This is a genomic window from Embleya sp. NBC_00888 (assembly GCF_045207655.1).
Taxonomy (GTDB): Bacteria; Actinomycetota; Actinomycetes; order Streptomycetales; family Streptomycetaceae; genus Embleya.
Window position 1 is genome coordinate 60,238 of the sequence record NZ_CP108786.1, and the last position, 18,317, is coordinate 78,554.

Below are 18,317 nucleotides of genomic sequence, written 5' to 3' on the forward strand. Positions count from 1 at the left end.
CGGGCGCGCCGGACGTCCGACCTGGCGGACATCCACAAGGGTGGGTCGGATCCGGTGAGAGACCCACCAACTACGCTCGGTTCCACACACGTTCACATCGGGGGATGAGCATGGGCAAACAAAGCACGTCCCGTACGGGCGGGATCGCCATCCGATGCGCGGCCGTGATCCTGTCGATCACGACGGCCGCCGCCTGCACCGGCGGCGACGGCGGGAAGGCACCCCCGAAGCAGCCGAAGGCGGCCCCCTCGGCAGCCGCGGGGTCGGCCGGGCCCGGCTCCGACGACGCGGACGAGGAGGCTCCCGCCTGGGACACGGACAACCTGCCACCGGGCGTCGACTTCTGGGCCGGGAAGGTGGACCTGGCGGTGTTCCTGTGCCAGGCCTCCGACCCGAAGACGGGCGGCTGCTCGAACGGCGCCGTCACCACCGTCCAACGCGAGGAAATCCTCGCCGCCCTCAAAGCCATGCCGCAGGTCAAGCACGTGTACTTCGAGGACCGGAGACAGGCGTGGGAGTTGTTTCGCGCGCAGAACGCCGGCAACCCCCTCCTCCTCGACGCCATGACGGCCGAGCAACTCCCGGAGTCCTTCCGCGTCAAACTCAAGGACCCCGGCACCATCACGACGGTGGCCTCCGCGTTCGAGGGACGCCCGGGAGTTTCCTCGACCATGAAACAGACCCCCTCCGGCCCGCTCGCCACTCCCCCGATCCCCGTGACGGCCGCGCTGACCCCGGAGCGGGCCAGGCGCGCCGTGTTGACCGTGGACGACGTCGGCAGCGGCTGGACCGCGGGCGCGCCGACCGACACCGGACCCAAGCCGGCCGCCGCGCCGTACTCGGGACTCAGCGGCGACGCCGGGTGCGACCGCGCCCTGGCGGGCGCCCCGACCGGCCCGATCGTTGTCCTCCTCGGCGCACAGCGAACCTTCGAGAACACGGCCGGCACCCGGCTGGTCGCCACCGTCCAGGCATACGAAGGCAACGGTGCCGCGCTTCAGTTGGCCAAGACCCGCGCCATGTTGACCGGCTGTGCGGACCTGCCCGTGCCGTGGGCGGGTGCCACGGCACGCTTTCGTGCCGTCGCCTCTCCCACCGTCGGGGACGAGACACTCGGCATGCGCATCGTCACGAACCAGAGCGGCGACACCAGAACCGTCGACTCGATCTTCGTACGCATCGGGCCCAACCTCGCCACCATCACGCTCCCCGCCGACGCCGGCCTCGACCCCACCACCTCGGACCGACTCGCCCGCCGCGCGGCGGAACACCTCCGAAACGCCGGCCGCGACTGAACGAACCCACACCTCTCGCACGCGATTCTCTCGCGCGCACACATAAGGTCACCGGGAAGGTGCGGCTGGTGGTGCGGTGGTCGCAGCTCGGCTCGGTTTCGCCGCCATCGCGGGATGCGCGACGCGAGGCCGGCATCCGGATGGAGGCAACAGTGAAAGTCCCTGACATGTCGCGCGATGCGCGTCTCACCGCCCATGGCGCCGTCCCCACATCCCTGGCCATGTGCAGTGATCGCGCGCTGCGCGAGTTCGTGGACACGGCAGTGCCGAACGGGTCCGGCATCGGCGGGACGGCGTCCCTGCTGGAGGTCGCCGGAACCCCCGTCTTCGTGAAGCGGGTGCCTCTCACCGACCTGGAAAGACGGCCCGAGCATGTCCGGTCCACGGCGAACCGGAGTACGAGTGCGCCGCGGGTGCATCCCGCTCGACGACTCCCCACACAATCGTGCCGGGGGTCGCGCGGCCCGTGATCGCCGAACCACGCCGACCGGGCCTTGCACCCGACTGTCCTCGCGGCGGGTTCTCGGGTGGTGGCGTTGGCAGGGTGGGCATTGCACGCCCGGTCACCGAGCGGCAAAGGCGCCGGCATGGCGGTCGCGGTGTCGGGTGGTGTGCGCTCGCTCACGGCGGGGACCCTTCCGTACGGACGGGATGCGTGCTCGATGTCAGGTCCAGCCGAACTCGCTGTAGAGGTGGCCGGCTTGGATGGCTCGGATCGCGGCGCGGGTGTAGTCGACGGTCGGGTCCGGAAGGTCGTGGGGTGCCACCATCCCCGGCCGAGGCACTTGTCGGGTTCGAGGACTTCGGGCGTGCCCGTCCAGCGCCGGGCCCGGAAGACCATCTGCATGCGCGGGCATGTTCCCGGCGCGTCCATGAGGTGGAGGGCATGGGCGAACTCGACGTCGTCGGGGTGGATCACCAGCCCGGCCTCCTCCCGGGCCTCACGCACCAGGCAGGCCACGGCGGACTCCTGCTCGCAATGCCGGGCCAGGAAGTGGTGGGTCGAGGGCGCGTAGAGCGAATCGGGATGCCGCAACCCGAGCAGGATCCGCCCCCGGGAGTCCTGCACGTACAGGTGGACGCCGACGACGTTCAGGACGCCACGTGTACCGCACTCGACGTGCCGGTTCGTCGTCGCCGCGACGGCCGACCTCGCGGCCGATCGGTCATGACGCGAAGTGGGGCCCTCCGCGGAGTGCGATTTCGGTGTCGTCCAAGGCTTCGCTCCGTGCGCGCGTGAGCCGTACGAACCCTGGTGGCTTGAGAGCACGCCGTCATGGTGGAGCGGCACCACACCTACGATGCGCGTATGACGCAGGATTCCGGGTTCGGTGTGTTGTTGGCGTGGTTGCTGGACCGCAGAGAGCTCGGCGTGCGGGATCTGGCCGATCGCGCGGGGGTGACGGCGGACGAGGTCCGGGCGGTACTCGCAAGGGAGGCCCCCGGCGAGCGGCTGCTGCGACGGATCGCGCCCGCCGTCGGGTTGCGGACCGTCGATCTGTTCATCCTCGCGGGGTCGGCCGTCCCGGAGGACCTGGCGCCGTTGGACGGCGCGGCCGAGGAGTGGGCGCCCCGCATCGTGTCGGACGGGATTCACCTTCCGGCGGCGGGGCGGCGTGAACTCCTGCGGGTCATCCGTTCGTTGCCCCAGGAGGAAAGGCTTTCCGTCTTCGTCCCGAAGCCGCTCGCGGCCCTCGCGGATCGGGGCGGAGCGGTCGTCCGCATGCTCCAGTACCGCAATCTGAGCTGGACGGGCATGCAAAGGGCCTTGGCGGTCGCGACACCCACGCTCCTGTCGGCGTCCACCTACGGTTTGATCGGCTCCGGTCGCAAGGAGTTGTCGCCTCGCCTGGTGACGGACTTCGCGGCCGTGTTGGGGATCGACGCCCTGGAGCTGGCGGCGCTGACGGGCGTCCACTTGCCCGAGGTACCACCACCCCCGCCCCCGGAGGCGGTCGACGCCGCCGCCCTGCTGTGGGAGGCACGGCGCCTGTCCGCCACCCAGGCACGGCACGTCGCCGAACTGGCACGCTCCATGCGCGGGGACCGCGCCAACGGCTACATCGCCAACCTGCCCGGGACCTGACGGCCACAGGGCGCCCTCCCGCCGAACGACCCTCCGCAGGCGTCCGACGCGGTCGAGACGCCACGGGTCGAGGGCGTCGGCGACGGCATGGTCCGGTGATCGCCGCGTGGCGGAAACCGGTCCCAGCGCATCGACTTCGGATGACGGTGCGCGGCGCGCGGTCGGACGTGCAGGAGCTATGTCGGTGAGCGTCGCGCGGGAGAACGGCGACCCGAGCAACGGCGGAAACTCCCTCTCTGCGATGATCGCCCCCATCGAGCCGATTGCCCGTGATGGGCTTCCCGGTAGTCCACGCAAGGAACGGCACATGCACGAGCAGGATCCGGTTCTCCGCGAGTTCCTCGACGAGGCCACCAACGCGTGGGCCCTGGACGCCAATCTCGCGCGGCTTCGCGAGATCGACCCGGACGCGGAACTGATCACGATCGCGTTCGTGGATGCCCTGTGCAACCCGGAGCTGTACGGCGAACAGGGCCGCTCGCACCAGGAGTACGTGACCGCCAAGCAGGCGCAGGGACGCCTGGACCTGTGGGAGCTCCTCTTCGCAGGGGTCTGCGACACCGACCACGAATCCGCCTCGTAGGCCCTCCCCACGGGACACAACCCCTCGCAGCCCGGGAGCCGAAGCGGCTGCCGGCGGCGGGGATCCACGCCAAGTCGATGGCCATCGGCTCACGAGAGGGCTGCTCCCCACGACATCGACCCATCGACATTGGCATCGCTCGATCCACGGACCCCACCGAGGTGACGTATCCGAGCCATCCGAAGCCGACTTGGTCGCAGAGATCGGTGTGTGGGCGCCCGGGCATGCACGGAACCGGTGTGGCCCCGACTGCCGTTCTCGCCTGCGGGCCGGCGGATTCAGCAGGTGGGGAGGGTGGCCGGCGCCTGGAGCCACGCCACGGGCGCGTACCCGGTGATGCCGTTGTCGGTGGTCACCCGTGCCCACAGGTTGCTGCGGACTCCGTGCCAGCCCCACGTGGTGGGCCCCGTGCTTGCGCAGGTGGCGGTGAGGTCGGTGCCCACGGGGACCGTGGTGACGGTGGAACCGGCGCCGGGTCGGGACCGCATCGGCAGACCGATCTTCTGCAGCGCGGTCACGGTGGTGCGGGTGACCTGCGCCTCGGCTGCCGGGGCTGCCGGTGCCTTCGCCGCCGGTGTGCCGGGCGGCGTGGCGGCCGATGTCGGGGCGGTCGACGCGGTGACGGCGCTCTTGGCGGCGGACTCGGTGTCGGGCTTGTCGTCGCCCGCGTTGAGGAGGCTGCATCCCCCGACGACCACGACGAGCGCGATGCCGCCGAAGGTCGCCATCCCCCCGAACGAGAAACCGTCACCCCCATCGCTGACGGCAGGGCGAGGGCGGGGCTTGCGGCGCAGGTGCGAGCGCACGCGGACGTAGCCGGGCGGGACGTCGGACACGATGCCTCCGGGGTCAGTGGACGTACGGGGGAAGGGCGTTCTCGGCGAGGGCCACCAGCGCGGCGACACGGCTCTCGTCGAGCACACGCGGTCGGGCGTCGAGCCACTCACGCAGGGCCTCGGCGGGCACGACGGTGACGCCGTCCACCACGGTGCCCCGACGAGGCAGATGCGGCTGACCGTGGACGGAGATCACCGCCTGCACGCCCACGCCCAGCGCCTCCTGGGCCTGATCGGCCTCCCATCGCACCGTGCGCAGGGCCCTGTCCTGGGGGTATCTGCCGTACCACAGGCGGCCGTCGGCGTCGAAGCGCGCCCGCGACTTGGTCGAGGTCCACGTCTTGGTGTCCAGGTAGACCACTCCTCCGCCGCCGAAGAGGATGTGGTCCAAATTCGCGGCCGATCCGGGGATCGCCCGATCGTGCAACGCGACCCAGCCGCGGGCCAGGGCCAGCGAACGGGCGGTACGCCGCTCCCCCTTGGCGCCCTTGGCCCAGCGATCGGCGGTGAGCGAGCGCGTGTACGAGCCGCCGGTGAGGGTCGCGCCCACCACGATGCCCGCGCCCGCGCCGAAGCCGGCGGATGCGGAGGCCGCGGCCGCCACCCACCCGACGAGGGATGCCATCCCCGCGACGAGCGGGGCACGCCGCAGGGCGACGCGGTGCCGCGCCCGTCGGTGGGCGCTGCGGATGGAGCGGGACTGACGGGCGGCGGATGCGCCGGCGCCGAACGTACTGCGGGCCATGCGCAGCCTCCCCCGAGACGGTCCTCCCCTGGCCTCGACCACGATAGCGATTCGCTCCGACACACACGGTGAGATCGCGGGGATCGGGCCTGGTCCGGTATCCGCGAACGCGGCCTGTATGCGCCGTCGCGGGCGTGGCGCGGGGTGCCCGGCCTACCGAATTCGGACAACGCAGGTGGGGCATGGGATGACCGATCCGGCTGCTTCCGTGACCGACGCCGACGAATGGCTGCGGCGTGCGACCCGGCTCCAGCAGCCGAGCGATCGCGGTGTCGAAAGCATCCACGTCCGCAAGGGACCCGCCTGTGGAAACCCTGGAACCCGCCGTGTACTTCGACCTGCCGGCCGAGGACCGCGCGATGCTCGGGAGTTGGGCCCGGCAACTCCCGGTATCCGCAGGCGCGTTACCCGCGGGATGACAACGCGAACGCCCGCAGCGTTCGCACACGGTGGTGGCGTTGCGCGCTCGGGCTTCGTCGGGACCGCCCGGCCAGGCCGAGGGCCCGCGATCCCGGATGGGGGTGGGGATCACGGGCCCATCACCGGCCAGGGGGGATGTGCCGAGACCGACAGGTTACGCCGACCCGGCCGAAAACTACTGCCCGTTCTGCGACAAACCTTGGTGGCAACCGGGGACTTGAGCGGGTGGGCGAAGTGTACGAAGACGGGCGGAGCGAGGTTCGTTCAGCCTATTGAGAGTCACCGGTTTGCCCCTGCATCTCGGTCATGGCTCCCCTCCCTGCCGGTAGGCGTCCCGATCCTGCTGGAGGCGCCACAGGTCCTGCATCAGGCCTGGCCGGCTGATCAGTTCGTGGAAGGTTCCGCTCTGCACCACACGGCCCTTCTCCATGACGACCACGCGATCGGCGACGGAGGTGTTGGCCAGGTTGTGCGTGACGAGCACGACCGCGCGGTTGCCGGCCAGGTCACGCAGGCCGGTGAAGATCCGGTGCTCGGCGCGCGGGTCCAGGTCGGAGGTCGGCTCGTCCATGACCAGCAGACCTGCGTCGCGATGGATCGCGCGCGCCACGGCGATGCGCTGCCACTGTCCCGGGGACAGGGCCACCCCGCCCCACCACTCCCGCGCCAGGAGGGTGCCCATTCCGGACCGCAGGGTCTCGATCACGTCGTCGGCGCCACTGGCCCGGGCTGCCGCGATCACGGCTCGCTCGCCCTCCGTGCGGGGCTGTCCCAGATGGATGTTCTCCCGCGCGGTCATCGGCCAGCGGGCGAAGACCTGCGGAACCACCGACGTCTGTTTCCACATGGCCTGTGGGTCCAGGTCGGCGATATCGACCCCGTCCCAGGCGACGGTGCCGGTGGTGGGCAGGTTGAGACCCGACAGCAGTTTCATCAGGGTCGACTTGCCCGAGCCGTTCTCGCCGACGACGGCCACGATCTCTCCTTGGTGGACGTCGAAGTCGACGCCGCGCAGGGTGTCCCGGTCGGCCTCGGGGTAGCGGAAGACGACGTCGCGCAGGGCGATGTGGCGCGGTCGGTCCGGGACGATGTCGCCGCGATCCAGGCGTTGTCCGGCCGCTTCGGTGACGAACCGTTCCCAGTCGTCGAGGTACAGGCCGGTCCGCAGCAGGTCGCGGCCGTAGCCGACCAGGCCCTGGAGGCCGGTGCCCGCGGAGCGCAGGGCGAAGATCGCCGTGCCGGCGGACGCCGCGGAGATGTTCCCGGTGCCCAGCAGCAGCAACACCGCGCCCCACACCACCGCGGACGCCAGCCCGGTGGCGACGGCGCCCACCACCGCGATCTTCGCCCGATCCCAGGTCGCCCGGTTGTTGGTGGCCTCGACCCGCACCGCGCTGGCTCTGTACTTGTCGAGGAGGTAGGGGGCCAGGGTGTCCGTGCGGACCTGGTCGGCCTGTTCCTTGGCGATCAGGTGCCAGCGCAGCATGGACATCACCCGGCGGTCCTTGTGTGTGGCCACCACTGCCAGGTAAGTGACGCGTTCGCCACGGATCGAGGCCATCGCCTGCGGGACGGCCGCCAGCAGGAGCAGCGGCAGCAACAGCGGATACAGCGCGGCGAGCACCACGCCCGCGGCGACGAGGGTGGCGAGGGAGGAGATGTAGTTCTGGGACTGTCCGATCATGTCGCGGCTGACGTCCACGCCCCGTTCGGCCGCGTCGTATCTGTCGTTGAAGCCGGGGTGGTCGTAGGCGGCCTGTTCCGCGTTGGTCGCGGCCTCCAGCATCTTGTACTCCGCCTCGCGGCAGATCCGGGGTGAGAGGCGGTTGGACAGGGCCTGGATGACGATGCCCAGCAGGGCCCGCAGGCCGGCGGTGGCGGCCAGCACCGACACCGCCGGAATCGCCGCGCCCAGCCGGCCGGGGTCGTGTGCCGTGTCGATCAGCACGGAGAACGCGGCGGTGGTCGCGAACAGCCCCAGGGCGGCGGACACTCCGGACACGAGTTGGCAGGCCAGCAGCCACACGACCGCCTTGCGGTCCACCTCCCACGCCAGGGCGAAGGTTCTGCGGACCAGCGACGGGAGCCGGCGCGCCATGCTGCGGCCGGTCAGCAACTCGGCCAACTCCAGGCTGTCGCCGCCCGGGTGGTCGTACGTCAACGTCTCCTCGGGCGCTTCCGCTTCCGGCTCCCCCGCGTCGGCGTGCTTGTCGCGCAGTCTGCCGGTGGTGTCGGTCATGCCCCGCTCCCCTCGTCGACAGGGCGTTCGGTGAGCGCCCGAGCGGCCGTCTCGGACAGCGGCGACCTCGTGTCGCCGACGGCCGGCACCGTACGCAGCCGGTCCTGCGTGGGGTCGTACGCGATCGGGTCGCCGGGGCGTTGGAAGTGCACGGCGAGTCGGGCGCCGGCCCAGTAGGCGTCGAGCCCGGCCCGGCAGTAGGCAACCATTGGCACCGGCAACGCGTCGAGCCGGCACCAGTCCATCGCGTCGCAAACGGCCGGTTCCATCACCCGCGGTGTGCCGTGCCAGCGCCGGACCTCGAAGAAGAAGCCGACCCGTGCACCCCCGTCCGGGCTGCGATGGTGTATCGCGGTGGCGGGGCGCACGTCGGCCGGGTCGACGAATACGCCCGTCTCCTCCGCCGTTTCACGGACCAGGGCGTCGACGACGTCCTCGTGCGGCCCGTCCAGATGTCCTGACGGAAGGTGCCACAGGCCTGCGGCGTACACCGCTCCCGCCCGCCGCGACAGCAGTACCCGAGGACCGTCCATGCCGTCGCGGCGAAGGATCAGGTGGACGTCCACGGGCTCCGTGTGCCGCGCCACCGCGCTCAATTCGCACCCCTGGGCAGGCAGCGACGCGACTCGGCTGACGGGCCTTCCGCCGGTGGGTCGTGGCGGGGTGGTCCTTCGTCGCGCGGTCCGTGGTCGCCGAACCACGCCGACCGGAACTTGCACCCGACTGTCGTCGCGACGGGTTCTCGGGTGGTGGTGTTCGCAGGGTGGGCGTTGCGTGCCCGGCCATCGAGTGGCACGGTCACGGCGGTCGCGGTGTCGGGTGGTGTGGGCTCGCTCACGACGGGGACCCTTCTGTACGGACGGGGTGCGTGTTCGATGTCAGGTCCAGCCGAACTCGGTGTAGAGGCGGCCGGCTTGGATGGCTCGGATCACGGCGCGGGTGTAGTCGGAAGGTCGTGGTGGTGCCGCCACCCCCAACCGAGGCACACGTCGGGTTCGAGGACTTCGGGCGTGCCCGTCCACCGGCGGGCACGGAAGATCATCTGCATGCGCGGGCACGTTTGCGGCGCGTCCAGGTGGAGGCCGACGACGTTCAGGACGCCCCGCGTACCGGACGCGACGGGCCGGGTCGGTAGCGAGACGGCTTCCTCTCCGCGCATAGGGAAGTTCCCGACCGTCGGCGGACTCCGGGTTCGACGCGGGGTCTCGTGATCACGCCGTCGGGGTCGGGGAGAGTGATGCGCGGCGCGGGAAGGGACGGTTCGATGTCATCACGCAGAGCGTAGAGATCCCTACCGACAGTCGCGGTGTGGCGTCGTCCAGGACCGCGGGATCACGCGAAGGGTCGACCGTGCGGCGGCTCACAGTTGCCTGCGGAGCGCGATTTCGGCTCTGTCCACGGCGGCCGTGAGGGCTTGCGCGTGGGCTGCGCAGAGATGTCCGGCGTCGAGCCCCGATGCGGCCACGACGGCACGCAGGTTGCGTGTCTGTCCATTGGTCAGGCGGGAGCGTGCCGGGTGGTGGTTCAGGACGTCGCGGGCGGCGTAGGCGTCGAGGGCCGCCACGTCGGCGAGAGCGTCCCTCACGCGGATGCCGGTGGGGTTCGCGGGTTCGCGGTTCAGGTCGAGCGCGGTGAGTCCGACTCGGGCCTGGAACGCGGCGGTGGCCGGATCGGGCGGCGTGATCACCGGGAGTGCCTCGCGCACGGCGAGGTCGGGGTCCGGTCGTCGTGGTCGGCAGTGGGCGCGCAGAAGGGCCGCCACGGTGTTCTCCCATGGTTCCGTGGGAACCGTGGTGTCGATCATGGTGCGGGCCTTCCGGTCGAGGCCGCGTTCCATCAACGACATGATCGTGATCTGGCGGCCGTCGAGTAGTCGGTTGCCGACGCCCCGGTGTGCTGCCATGGTTTCGGCGGCCTCGGTCCAGCGGCCGATCCGCGCCAGGGCCCTGGCGCCGTCGATCAGCACCGTCGCCCACAGTTCCTCGCAGATTCTTCGGTGGTCGGCGTCGGTGCCGGTCAACACCGACAGGTCGATCTCCCGGTCGCGGATCTCGGTTGTTCCGCGCCGTCGGCCGGCGTGGAGCAACCGCTCCAGGACCTCGTAGGCACCTTCGCCGTCGCCTTCGCGGATCAGCAGGCGGGCCAGGTTCACCACCGGCATGAGCGCCATCACTGCGATGTCCCCGGTGAGGCGTCCTGCGTCGGCGAAGGCCCGGTGCTGTTTCCAGCACAGATCGGCGGCCAGGTCGGGCATCCCGACGTCGGAGGCAATCAGCGCGGCGTAGTTGAGGACTCCGCTCGCGCGGGCCACCAAGGCGCGGTGGCCCGCGTCGGCGGGCGGGGCGGCCAGCGCGGTGAGGTGGTCGATGCGCTCGGCCAGGGGTAACCCGGGCGCTTTCGGTCGACGCACCAAAGGGATGCGGGCGGCTATCGCGGGGATCATCGACTCAGCTCCTGCGTGGCCAGTCGACGACAAGGCGGCTGTTGGGCTTGTCTACGACGAAGCGCGGCTCGGTGGGCGCGAGTTGCCGGCGGGCGTCGCCGACGGCCATGCGGAAGCCGGGTTCGGGTGCGGTGTTGCCCCAGCCGCGGTCCCATTCGCCGATCTCCGTGGCGACCTGTTCGGCGAGCGTGGCGGCGTGGGGGCCGTGGCCGATGGCGCCGATCTCCCAGAACCTGCCCTGCTCGTCCTCGCCTTCGCGCACGGTCAGGTAGGCGAGGGTGTCGCCGTCGAGGGCTGCCATGGAGCCCCATGCGAAGTGCGGGGTGAAGCCGGGGCGGGATCCGGGCATGCGGGACAGGCCGTTGGGCAGCACGGTCGCCAGGTACAGGTACAGCCACTCCCAGGGGTCGCCCTGGCGGAACTTCACGCCGGAGTAGACCTTGCGGGAGGGCTGATCGAGGACGGTGCGGATCGCCTCGCGGTCCACGTCCTGTTCGCTGAACGTCTCCAGACGTACGTTGCCTTCCCCGGCCATGGGTACGAGGGTGTAGACGTCGTCGCAGACGCCCTTGCGCAGGGGTACGAAGGTTGCCATCTCGCAGGAGACGGTCTTCCAGGTGCGGCCGTCGCGTTCGAAGGCGAAGCTGCGGGAGACGCTGCCGCGGATGCGCATCGGCAGGACCAGGCGTCCGTCGGGGGCGAGTTGGTCGAGGATCTGCACGGGGACGTCGCCGGCGCCGACGGTGAACTGGATGCGGTCGAAGGGGGCGTGTTCGGGGAGTCCGGTGGCGCCGTCGGCGAGTTCGACGCTCACGTTCGACGCTCCGGCCTGTGCGAGGTTCTTGCGGGCGCGGTCGACGAGGTCCTGGTCGACGTCCACGGTCCACACGTGGCCGTCCGGGGCGACGAGTCGGCCGAGCAGGGAGGCGTTGTAGCCGGTGGCGGCCCCGGCTTCGAGGATCTTGTGGCCGGGTCGGGGGCCGAGTTGCTCGATCTGGGTGGCGACGATCGAGGGTGCGGAGATGCAGGAGATCATCTCGCCGTTGTCGTCGTGCTTGACGGGCACGGCGTCCTCGACGTACGCCGTCCGCAGGTCGACGCCGGGGAGGAACAGGTGACGTTCGACCTCCCGGAAGGCGGCAATGGCGGCGGGGGTGCGCAGGTGGCCGTCGACGAGGCGGGTCACGAGCGCCTCGCGAAGTGCGGCGGGGTCGTTGGCCGGGGGCGTGGTGGTCTCCATGCGAGTGAGGCTAGGGGTGGGAGAGGCGGCTCGGTGGGTGGACACGTCGGTTTCACTCCTGTCGGCGAAGGCGACCTGTAGGCCCAGCCATGCCGTTGCCGCCTGTTCGGCGACGGGTACCCCTGCGCGGTTGAGGGCGAAGATCGCGTGGTGGGCGAGTACCGCGCGCAGGCCCCGGGTCAGGTGCCCGTCGACGGCCAGTCGCCGCAGTCGGTGCCCGGTGTCCTCGAAGGCGGCGACGCGTCCCGGCCAGGCGCGTTCGGCGTCCGGCCGCCGGGCGGCATCGGCGTTCATCAGGCGCCGCATCGCCGCGATCGCCCGCTCGCGCGCCCGGCCGGTGGGGACGATGACCGCGGGGCGCAGCGAGCCGAGCCTGGCCCAGACGTCGCCGATCTCGAACGGGTCCAGGCCGGCCGCCCGGTTCAGGTGGGAGAGCAGGAGGACGCAGCGTTCTCTGGCGCCGGGGCTGCCGGTCTCGGCCAGGGCGGCGGGGCTGTCCGCGCAGAACAGGTCGTGGGCGACGTCCATGCCGCGGGGGCCGCCGAATGCCGTAATTTCCGGTTCGTAGACGCCTGCGACCCAGCCGTGGAGCAGTCGGTCGGCGACGAGTGCGTCCAGGAGGTGGGCGGCGGGGCGCTCGGTGCGCAGTCGCAGCCCCGGGTCCTTGCGTACGAAGTGGAACCGTCGGTCGCGCAGGGCGAGCGACAGCGCCCGGGCGGCTTCCGGGCCGGCTCCCGCGCGGTCGGGGAAGGACACGGTGGCGTGCCACCAGAGCGCGTTTCGGGTGATCGGGGGGTCTTCGTCGTCGACGTCCATGGTGGTGGGTGCTCCTGGTCGTGGGGTCCGGGCGGGAATGGGCGGGTCAGGGGATCAGCAGGGCGCGGGCCCAACCGGTGGAGTTCGTGCCGTCGAGTGCCAGGTGTGCGCCGGCTCGGCCTTCCATCAGGCCGGGCTTGGTCAACCGGTCCGCGTGGGCGGCCAGGCGCTCGCGGAGGTCCGCGATCAGCGGGATGAGCCGGGCGGGCGTGGGGCTGTGGTCGGCGACGGCACGGGTGGCGGTCAGCAGACCGGCCCAGCCGTGGCACAGCGAGGCGTCGGTGACCCGTGCCAGACGGTCCGGGTCGGTCAACGCGCTCATGAAGGTGTCCTCCGCCGCGCGTGCACGGGCCGGGTCGCCCAGGGCGATGGCGGCCGACTGCAGGGCCAGGGCGATGCCGGGTTCGCCGTAGCACCAGGACGGGCGTGCGGCCGCCGCCGGGGGCGGCTCGTCTGCGGACAACCGGTCGCGTGTCGTCCAGTAGCGGTGGCCGTGTCTGTCCAGCCAACGCGCGAACACGGCGATGGCGTCGTTGTGTCCGGGAACATGGATGCCGTGTCGGGCGGCGAGGGCCAGTACCGCCAGGGGGCCTGCGATGCCGTGTGCGACACCGTTGTTGCCGTGTCCGCCGTCCATCGCCTCGCCGGCGGGTCCGGTCTGCGACCACCAGCCCGGCAAGGCCCGGCCCTCGACGAGGATCGGCCGGGACAGGGACACCAGGTATGCCAGCACCTCCGCCAGGAGAGGCGGGGTGTCGTCGCGGGCAAGCAGCAGCGCGCCCAGTCCGCTCAGGCCCCGGACGAGGTCGAACTCCGCGAGGCGTGGCAGCCCTCCGCAAGCCTGCCGGCGGTGGGCCGCCGCCAGCCGGGTGGCCACGATGCGGTCGACGGCGCGCTGTACGTCGCGGTCGGTGCGCCCGGCCCGGCCGAGAACGAACTCCAACGCCGGTGCGCCGTGGAACAGCGACGCGTTGCCTCCGGCGCTGACACCGCCCGCGACCGCCTCTTCCAGGCTGCTTCGCGCGCGGGCGAGGTGGCCACGTTCGACGTGCAGCAGCGCCACCCCCAAGGGGCCCTCGGACAGGTCCTGCGTCCCGGGCGAGCCGGCGGTCGCCTTCACGGGCGTGCCCGCAGCGGGATGACGATGCTGTGGGCACGGCCGCCGATCCAGCCGTCGGCGTCCGGCGGCGGCGCCTCGTGCAGGACCGCGACCCCGGTCGGGGCGGCGGCCAGGTGCGTGCGCAACAGGTCCAGGTCCATGTCCCGGCGCAGGTCGAGCGGCAGGTGTTGGTCGTCCTCGGCCAGGAGCACGCGGTCCGGCACGCGGAACCTGCTCTTCCAGGCATGCAGTTGCCCCGCCCATCCGTCGAACGTCGCTGCGGGCCCGGGCAATGCCGTGGCCGGTACCTTCCAGCGGGCGGCCACCAGGATCGAGCGCCGGTGGTGCAGGGCGGGGGTGAACGGAAGGGTCCAGGCCGCGCCCCAGTCGAACCCCGTCACCTGCGGGGCCCCGGCGCGGGCGATCTCGGCGAGGAAGCGGGCCAGCGGTGGGGTGTTGTTGTTCCACAGGAAGTTGATCGCGGTCGGCGCGAGAAGCTCCAGACGCGTGCCCGTGGCGGCCTCGGCCAGGTACAGGCGTCCCTCGCGAAGGCCGACGATCAGATCGGCCGGGAAGAGCACGTCCTTGCCTGCGTGCCGGAACTCCCCGACGCTGATCAGCCGTGGCAGTACCTGTGGGGTGCGTGTGAGCAGGTCGGCCCGGACGCGGCCGGCGTGGAAGGACAACTGGGCGTTCTGCGCTCCGGGTTCGACCGTGGGCAGATCGGCGTGGGTCGAGGCGGTCTGCGGGAACAGGTGCCGGAAGCGGCCCGTCATCGACCCGGCCGCGCGCGAAACGGTGGCCACCCGCAGGCGAAAGCCCCCCTGGTCCAGCACGCGGGTCGATGCCGCCTGGACCTGCACACACAGTTCGAGGTGGGGCGCGCGGCACGTGGGCCTGCCGCCCGCGGCCTCCAGCCGCTCGATCATCGCGCCGGACAACACCACCGACCCGCGGCCCTCGACGGCGGCGGTGCCGGCCAGTTCCAGGAGCAGGCGGTCCCGGCGGGTCATCGGGCGAGGCGGTTCGAAGACGTGACCGAACCCCTCGGGGAAGCCCAGGCCCGTGTCGGAGTCCGTCGCCTGTAACAGCGGCACCTCGACGCCCTCCCCGAAGCGGTCGGCGAACCGCTCGGCGTAGCGGCTCCACGCCCGGGTTCCCGACGGGTGTGTGGCGAGCCTGGCCAGAACGGTCGCGGCCGTCTCGGCCTCCACCTCGACCGCTCGCGGCAGTCGCACGAAGGCGTCCAATTGCAGATCCGGAGCCGCAGTGTCGGTGCGGGCCCTCTCGCGCAGTTCGCGGGGCAACGGGTCGGCCGTGTCGACGACGGTGGCGGGCGCACGCAGCGACGAGCGCAACAGCCGCACGCGAAGGAGTTGCGTCAGCAGCCGCTTCCGGCCGTGTTCGTCCGCGTCGGGGAACTCGGCGGCGACCTTGTCCGCCAGGGCCGAGTACCGAATCGGCGACCGGGCCGCCTCCAGCACCAGCGCGACTGCGGGCGTCAACGCGAGCGAGAACTCCGAGGGGCCCTCGGAGGGAACGAACAGGCGCCCTCTCCGCCGACGGGCCAGGGTGTTGACGCAGACCTCGACGTCCGCCATCCGCTCGGCGTCCCTCTCCCACTCGGCGATCGCCGCGTCCAGCGCCACCGGGTCCGGCCGGGCGACAACCCGGTGTCGGTCCCCGAACCGTGCTTGTGCCGCGCCGCCGAACTCGATCGGCGCGACACCCGCGAACAGGCCGAACGGTGTGGAGCGCTGCGTGTACCTGATCGCGTACCGGGCGGTGGCCAGTGCGGCCCGGCGTGCGCGGCGTGCCTTCGTCGATCGTCCGCCGAGGATCTCCCCGACACAGCGGTCCAGATCCGGGCTGGCCGCGGACACCGCCCGGCGAAAGGCGTCGTCGGCCCAGACCGCGCCCAACCAGGACCGCCAGTGCTCGAACGGCGCGCCGGGGCTCGGCCAGGTGGGCATCTGCGGCCCGGCGAGGTTCACCGCGGCGCGCAGCATCCCTTCACCGGCGCTCCGGTACAGGCTGTGTCGTGAGCGCGTCATCACCCACACTCCGTTCCTGACGAAGGGCCGCGGGCCGGGCGGACGGCTCCGTCCGGCCCGCGAGCCCGAACGATCCGGGCTATGAGGTGGTGCAGGCGCTCGGGCAGGAACTCCCGCAGTTGTCGCCGGTGGTGCACGTCAGCACCGTCTCGGTCGCCGGCGTGTTCTCGATGAGCGTGATGTCGAGCCGGAAGGGGTCGAACCCGGTATCGGTGTCGACGGTGTCCTGCGGCTCGGGGCTCTGCCCGATGGTCGGAGTCTGCATCGTCTGTGCTCCTGATCCGTTTTCGGAGGAACCGGTCCGGATACGCGGCCGGTGCTCTGGTGCAAACGCGCGGCCTGGTGCCGCCGGGCGCGGTCCGCGGGCGTCGGCAACGAAGCTCGGGGTCCACACCTCGCCCGCTCCCTCGAGGCGGGGCGAGGACCGTTGCGTTGTGTCCCGAACCGAGCACACACCGGGATCGGGCGGAGAACAATGAGGTGGGCCGAGCCGGCACCGATCCCAAACCGAGGAGGGCGTCTGCGATGCCCGACCAGATCCGGCACGATCTACGGGAGGCGCGCAGAGCATCCGCGATGACCTGGGCGAGGTTCACCCTTGAGGCGGGGTTCCACCAGGCATACCTGCGCAGCGTCGAGAACGGGAACCGGTCGGTGACCCTCGGTGTCGCCACCGCGTACGACCGGGTCCTGCGCACCGGGGGCGTGTTCACGAGGAGACTGGAGGCCACCGGCTCGGCGACGGCCGGGAACACGCCGTGGAACCGGGCGGGGGCCCTGACGGTGCTCGCGAGACTCTCAGACGGGAGTGATGTGGACCGCAGGAGCTTCCTCACGGTAGGAGTGGCGCTCTCCGCCTCGGCACGCGGCTGGTCCGAGGCCGTGGAACGGCTGCGGACGACCCGCACGCGCGCGCCTCTTCCCGGCGGCCCGGCGGTGTTGGCTCACGTGAACGAGCGGCTCGACCACCTCATGCACCTCGACGACGAACTCGGCAGCGGTGAGGTGTACCGGCTGGCCCGCGGGGAGCTGTCCTTGATCGTCGGGCTTATCAAGTCAGGCCGCTACGACGGGCCGACCGTGGACCGGCTGCACTCGACGGCATCCGAAGCGGCCAGGCAGGTGGCGTGGGCCGCGTTCGACCAGGGCCGTCTCGGCATCGCCCAGCGCTACTTCGACGCCTCCCTCCGGGCCTCGGCCGAGGCCCGGGATCCGATCGGCGGCGCCTACGCACTCTCCTTCGCCGCGATCCAGTGCTACTCCGCCCCCGGACAGGCGCAGAGGGCGATATCGCTCCTGGAGACGGCACACGAGCAGGTGAAGCACAAGGCCACTCCGCGCATGCACGCCATGCTGGCCGCACGCACCGCCCGCGCCCTGTCCAAGACCGGCGCAAAGAAGGAATGCGCACGCCAACTCGACGTCGCCCGCGCGGCCTTGGACCGGGGAAGACACGACGACGACCCGAGGACCCTGTACTGGGTGGACTACGGCGAGGTCGAGATGATCGCCGGCTCGGCCGCCTTGCAGCTGGGCGAACCGGCCCGGGCGATACGGTACTTCGAGGCGGCCATGCAGGCGTCCTACCCCGGCGACGACGAGTATCCGCGAAGCCACGCGATCTACCTCGCCCGGGCCGCCGAAGCACATCTGGCCCTGCACGACCTGGATGCCGCGGTCGCCACAGCGCGCCACGCCGCCCGATGTCTCGGGTCGGTGGATTCCGCCCGTTCGGCCACCGAACTGACGGGGCTTCGCGCGAAGCTGGCGGCGCACCTCTCCCACGCGGGTGTGCGCGATTTCCTACAGGTCGGGTAGGCCGAGCATGTCGCGCAGACGACGGGCGGCGACGCGCTCGTCGAGTGCGAGCAGCGGCGTCATGCCCAGACGGTGCGCGGCGGCAAGGTTGTCCTCGCCGTCGTCGACGAACACACACCGCTCGGCCGACACGCCGAGTTTGTCGAGTACCAGGCGGAAGGCGGCGGGATCGGGCTTGCGTATCCCGTGCTCCGCCGACAACACGACCTCGTCGAAGGTGCCGCGCAGGTCGAACCCCGCGTAGGGATCGTACGGTTCCCGCCCGAGACTGTTCGACAACACCGCTGTTTTGATCCCCGCGGACCGCGCCTGCCGAGCGACCTTGAGCACCTCGTGCGCCGGGAACGCGTCATGGAGGTATCGGGCCATCAGGTCGTGGGGAACAACACCGATCAGAGCCCCGTAGCCTTCGTTCCACTCGGTCTGAGTGATCAGGCCCAGCTCCAACCGTCGGAACAGCTCCTGCCCTCGCGGATCGGCCCACCCGCGGAGGAAGGTTCCCCGCGCGACCTTCTCCCGATCCTCGAAGGCCGAGATCACCTCGACCATGTTCCAGGTCAAGACCCCGAAGAAGTCGAAGACCACACCGCTGTATCGGGGCCCAGGGGACATCGCCATTACGCAATCCTAGAGCCCTGACAGA

14 protein-coding genes and 2 pseudogenes are annotated in these 18,317 nt (G+C 71.4%); 5 read left to right on the plus strand and 11 right to left on the minus strand.

Annotation, left to right across the window (positions count from 1 at the left end; all coding sequences use genetic code 11):
- Window positions 1-104: 104 nt before the first annotated feature.
- Together OG948_RS59835 and OG948_RS59840 are read left to right on the plus strand one after the other, a co-directional pair.
- Complete coding sequence (locus OG948_RS59835; RefSeq protein WP_331733482.1) at window positions 105-1,295, plus strand: permease-like cell division protein FtsX; 1,191 nt, start codon at window positions 105-107, stop codon at window positions 1,293-1,295.
- Window positions 1,296-1,462: 167 nt separating this feature from the next.
- Window positions 1,463-1,687: pseudogene (locus OG948_RS59840) on the plus strand (protein kinase family protein); the annotation flags it as partial.
- A 416-nt stretch (window positions 1,688-2,103) separates the two neighbouring features.
- Here the strand turns inward: OG948_RS59840 and OG948_RS59845 are convergent.
- Window positions 2,104-2,589 (minus strand): annotated as a pseudogene (locus OG948_RS59845) (NUDIX domain-containing protein); the annotation flags it as partial.
- Window positions 2,590-2,604: 15 nt separating this feature from the next.
- On the opposite strand from OG948_RS59845, the gene OG948_RS59850 reads away from it, so the two are divergent.
- A complete protein-coding gene (locus OG948_RS59850) occupies window positions 2,605-3,381 on the plus strand; it encodes a hypothetical protein (RefSeq protein WP_406300968.1) in 777 nt (258 codons plus the stop codon).
- A 307-nt stretch (window positions 3,382-3,688) separates the two neighbouring features.
- Window positions 3,689-3,964, plus strand: a complete 276-nt coding sequence (locus OG948_RS59855; protein ID WP_406300969.1) for a hypothetical protein — start codon at window positions 3,689-3,691, stop codon at window positions 3,962-3,964.
- A 278-nt stretch (window positions 3,965-4,242) separates the two neighbouring features.
- Here OG948_RS59855 and OG948_RS59860 read toward each other — a convergent pair whose 3' ends face one another.
- The 9 genes from OG948_RS59860 to OG948_RS59900 form a co-directional block, all read right to left on the minus strand.
- Window positions 4,243-4,800 carry an SH3 domain-containing protein gene (locus OG948_RS59860; RefSeq protein ID WP_406300970.1) on the minus strand — a complete coding sequence of 186 codons (558 nt, stop codon included), beginning with the start codon at window positions 4,798-4,800 and terminating at the stop codon, window positions 4,243-4,245.
- 13 nt (window positions 4,801-4,813) lie between these two features.
- Window positions 4,814-5,545, minus strand: a complete 732-nt coding sequence (locus OG948_RS59865) for a nuclease-related domain-containing protein (protein ID WP_331733494.1) — start codon at window positions 5,543-5,545, stop codon at window positions 4,814-4,816.
- 724 nt (window positions 5,546-6,269) lie between these two features.
- A complete protein-coding gene (locus tag OG948_RS59870) occupies window positions 6,270-8,204 on the minus strand; it encodes an ABC transporter ATP-binding protein (protein WP_331733497.1) in 1,935 nt (644 codons plus the stop codon).
- Window positions 8,201-8,770: an NUDIX domain-containing protein gene (locus OG948_RS59875; protein ID WP_331733500.1), complete on the minus strand. Its 570-nt coding sequence runs from the start codon at window positions 8,768-8,770 to the stop codon at window positions 8,201-8,203. The genes OG948_RS59870 and OG948_RS59875 overlap by 4 nt, the downstream gene beginning before the upstream one ends.
- Before the next feature lie 794 nt (window positions 8,771-9,564).
- Window positions 9,565-10,647 carry a hypothetical protein gene (locus OG948_RS59880; RefSeq protein ID WP_331733503.1) on the minus strand — a complete coding sequence of 361 codons (1,083 nt, stop codon included), beginning with the start codon at window positions 10,645-10,647 and terminating at the stop codon, window positions 9,565-9,567.
- Window positions 10,648-10,651: 4 nt separating this feature from the next.
- The gene (gene fxlM, locus OG948_RS59885; RefSeq protein ID WP_331733505.1) at window positions 10,652-12,703 is read right to left on the minus strand and encodes a methyltransferase, FxLD system; all 2,052 of its coding nucleotides are present in this window, start codon (window positions 12,701-12,703) and stop codon (window positions 10,652-10,654) included.
- A 46-nt stretch (window positions 12,704-12,749) separates the two neighbouring features.
- The gene (locus OG948_RS59890) at window positions 12,750-13,823 is read right to left on the minus strand and encodes a lanthionine synthetase C family protein (protein WP_331733508.1); all 1,074 of its coding nucleotides are present in this window, start codon (window positions 13,821-13,823) and stop codon (window positions 12,750-12,752) included.
- Window positions 13,820-15,856, minus strand: a complete 2,037-nt coding sequence (locus OG948_RS59895) for a lantibiotic dehydratase family protein (protein ID WP_331733511.1) — start codon at window positions 15,854-15,856, stop codon at window positions 13,820-13,822. Before OG948_RS59895 ends, OG948_RS59890 begins: the two co-directional genes overlap by 4 nt.
- 79 nt (window positions 15,857-15,935) lie before the next feature.
- Window positions 15,936-16,121, minus strand: coding sequence for an FxLD family lanthipeptide (locus OG948_RS59900; protein ID WP_331733514.1), 186 nt, complete (start codon window positions 16,119-16,121; stop codon window positions 15,936-15,938).
- Window positions 16,122-16,381: 260 nt separating this feature from the next.
- Between OG948_RS59900 and OG948_RS59905 the strand changes: the two genes are divergently transcribed.
- Entirely contained in the window at window positions 16,382-17,674 is a 1,293-nt protein-coding gene (locus tag OG948_RS59905) for a helix-turn-helix transcriptional regulator (protein ID WP_331733516.1), read from the plus strand.
- Here OG948_RS59905 and OG948_RS59910 read toward each other — a convergent pair.
- Complete coding sequence (locus OG948_RS59910; RefSeq protein WP_331733518.1) at window positions 17,660-18,292, minus strand: HAD family phosphatase; 633 nt, start codon at window positions 18,290-18,292, stop codon at window positions 17,660-17,662. The two genes, OG948_RS59905 and OG948_RS59910, sit on opposite strands and share 15 nt — an antisense overlap.
- Between the last annotated feature and the right edge of the window lie 25 nt (window positions 18,293-18,317).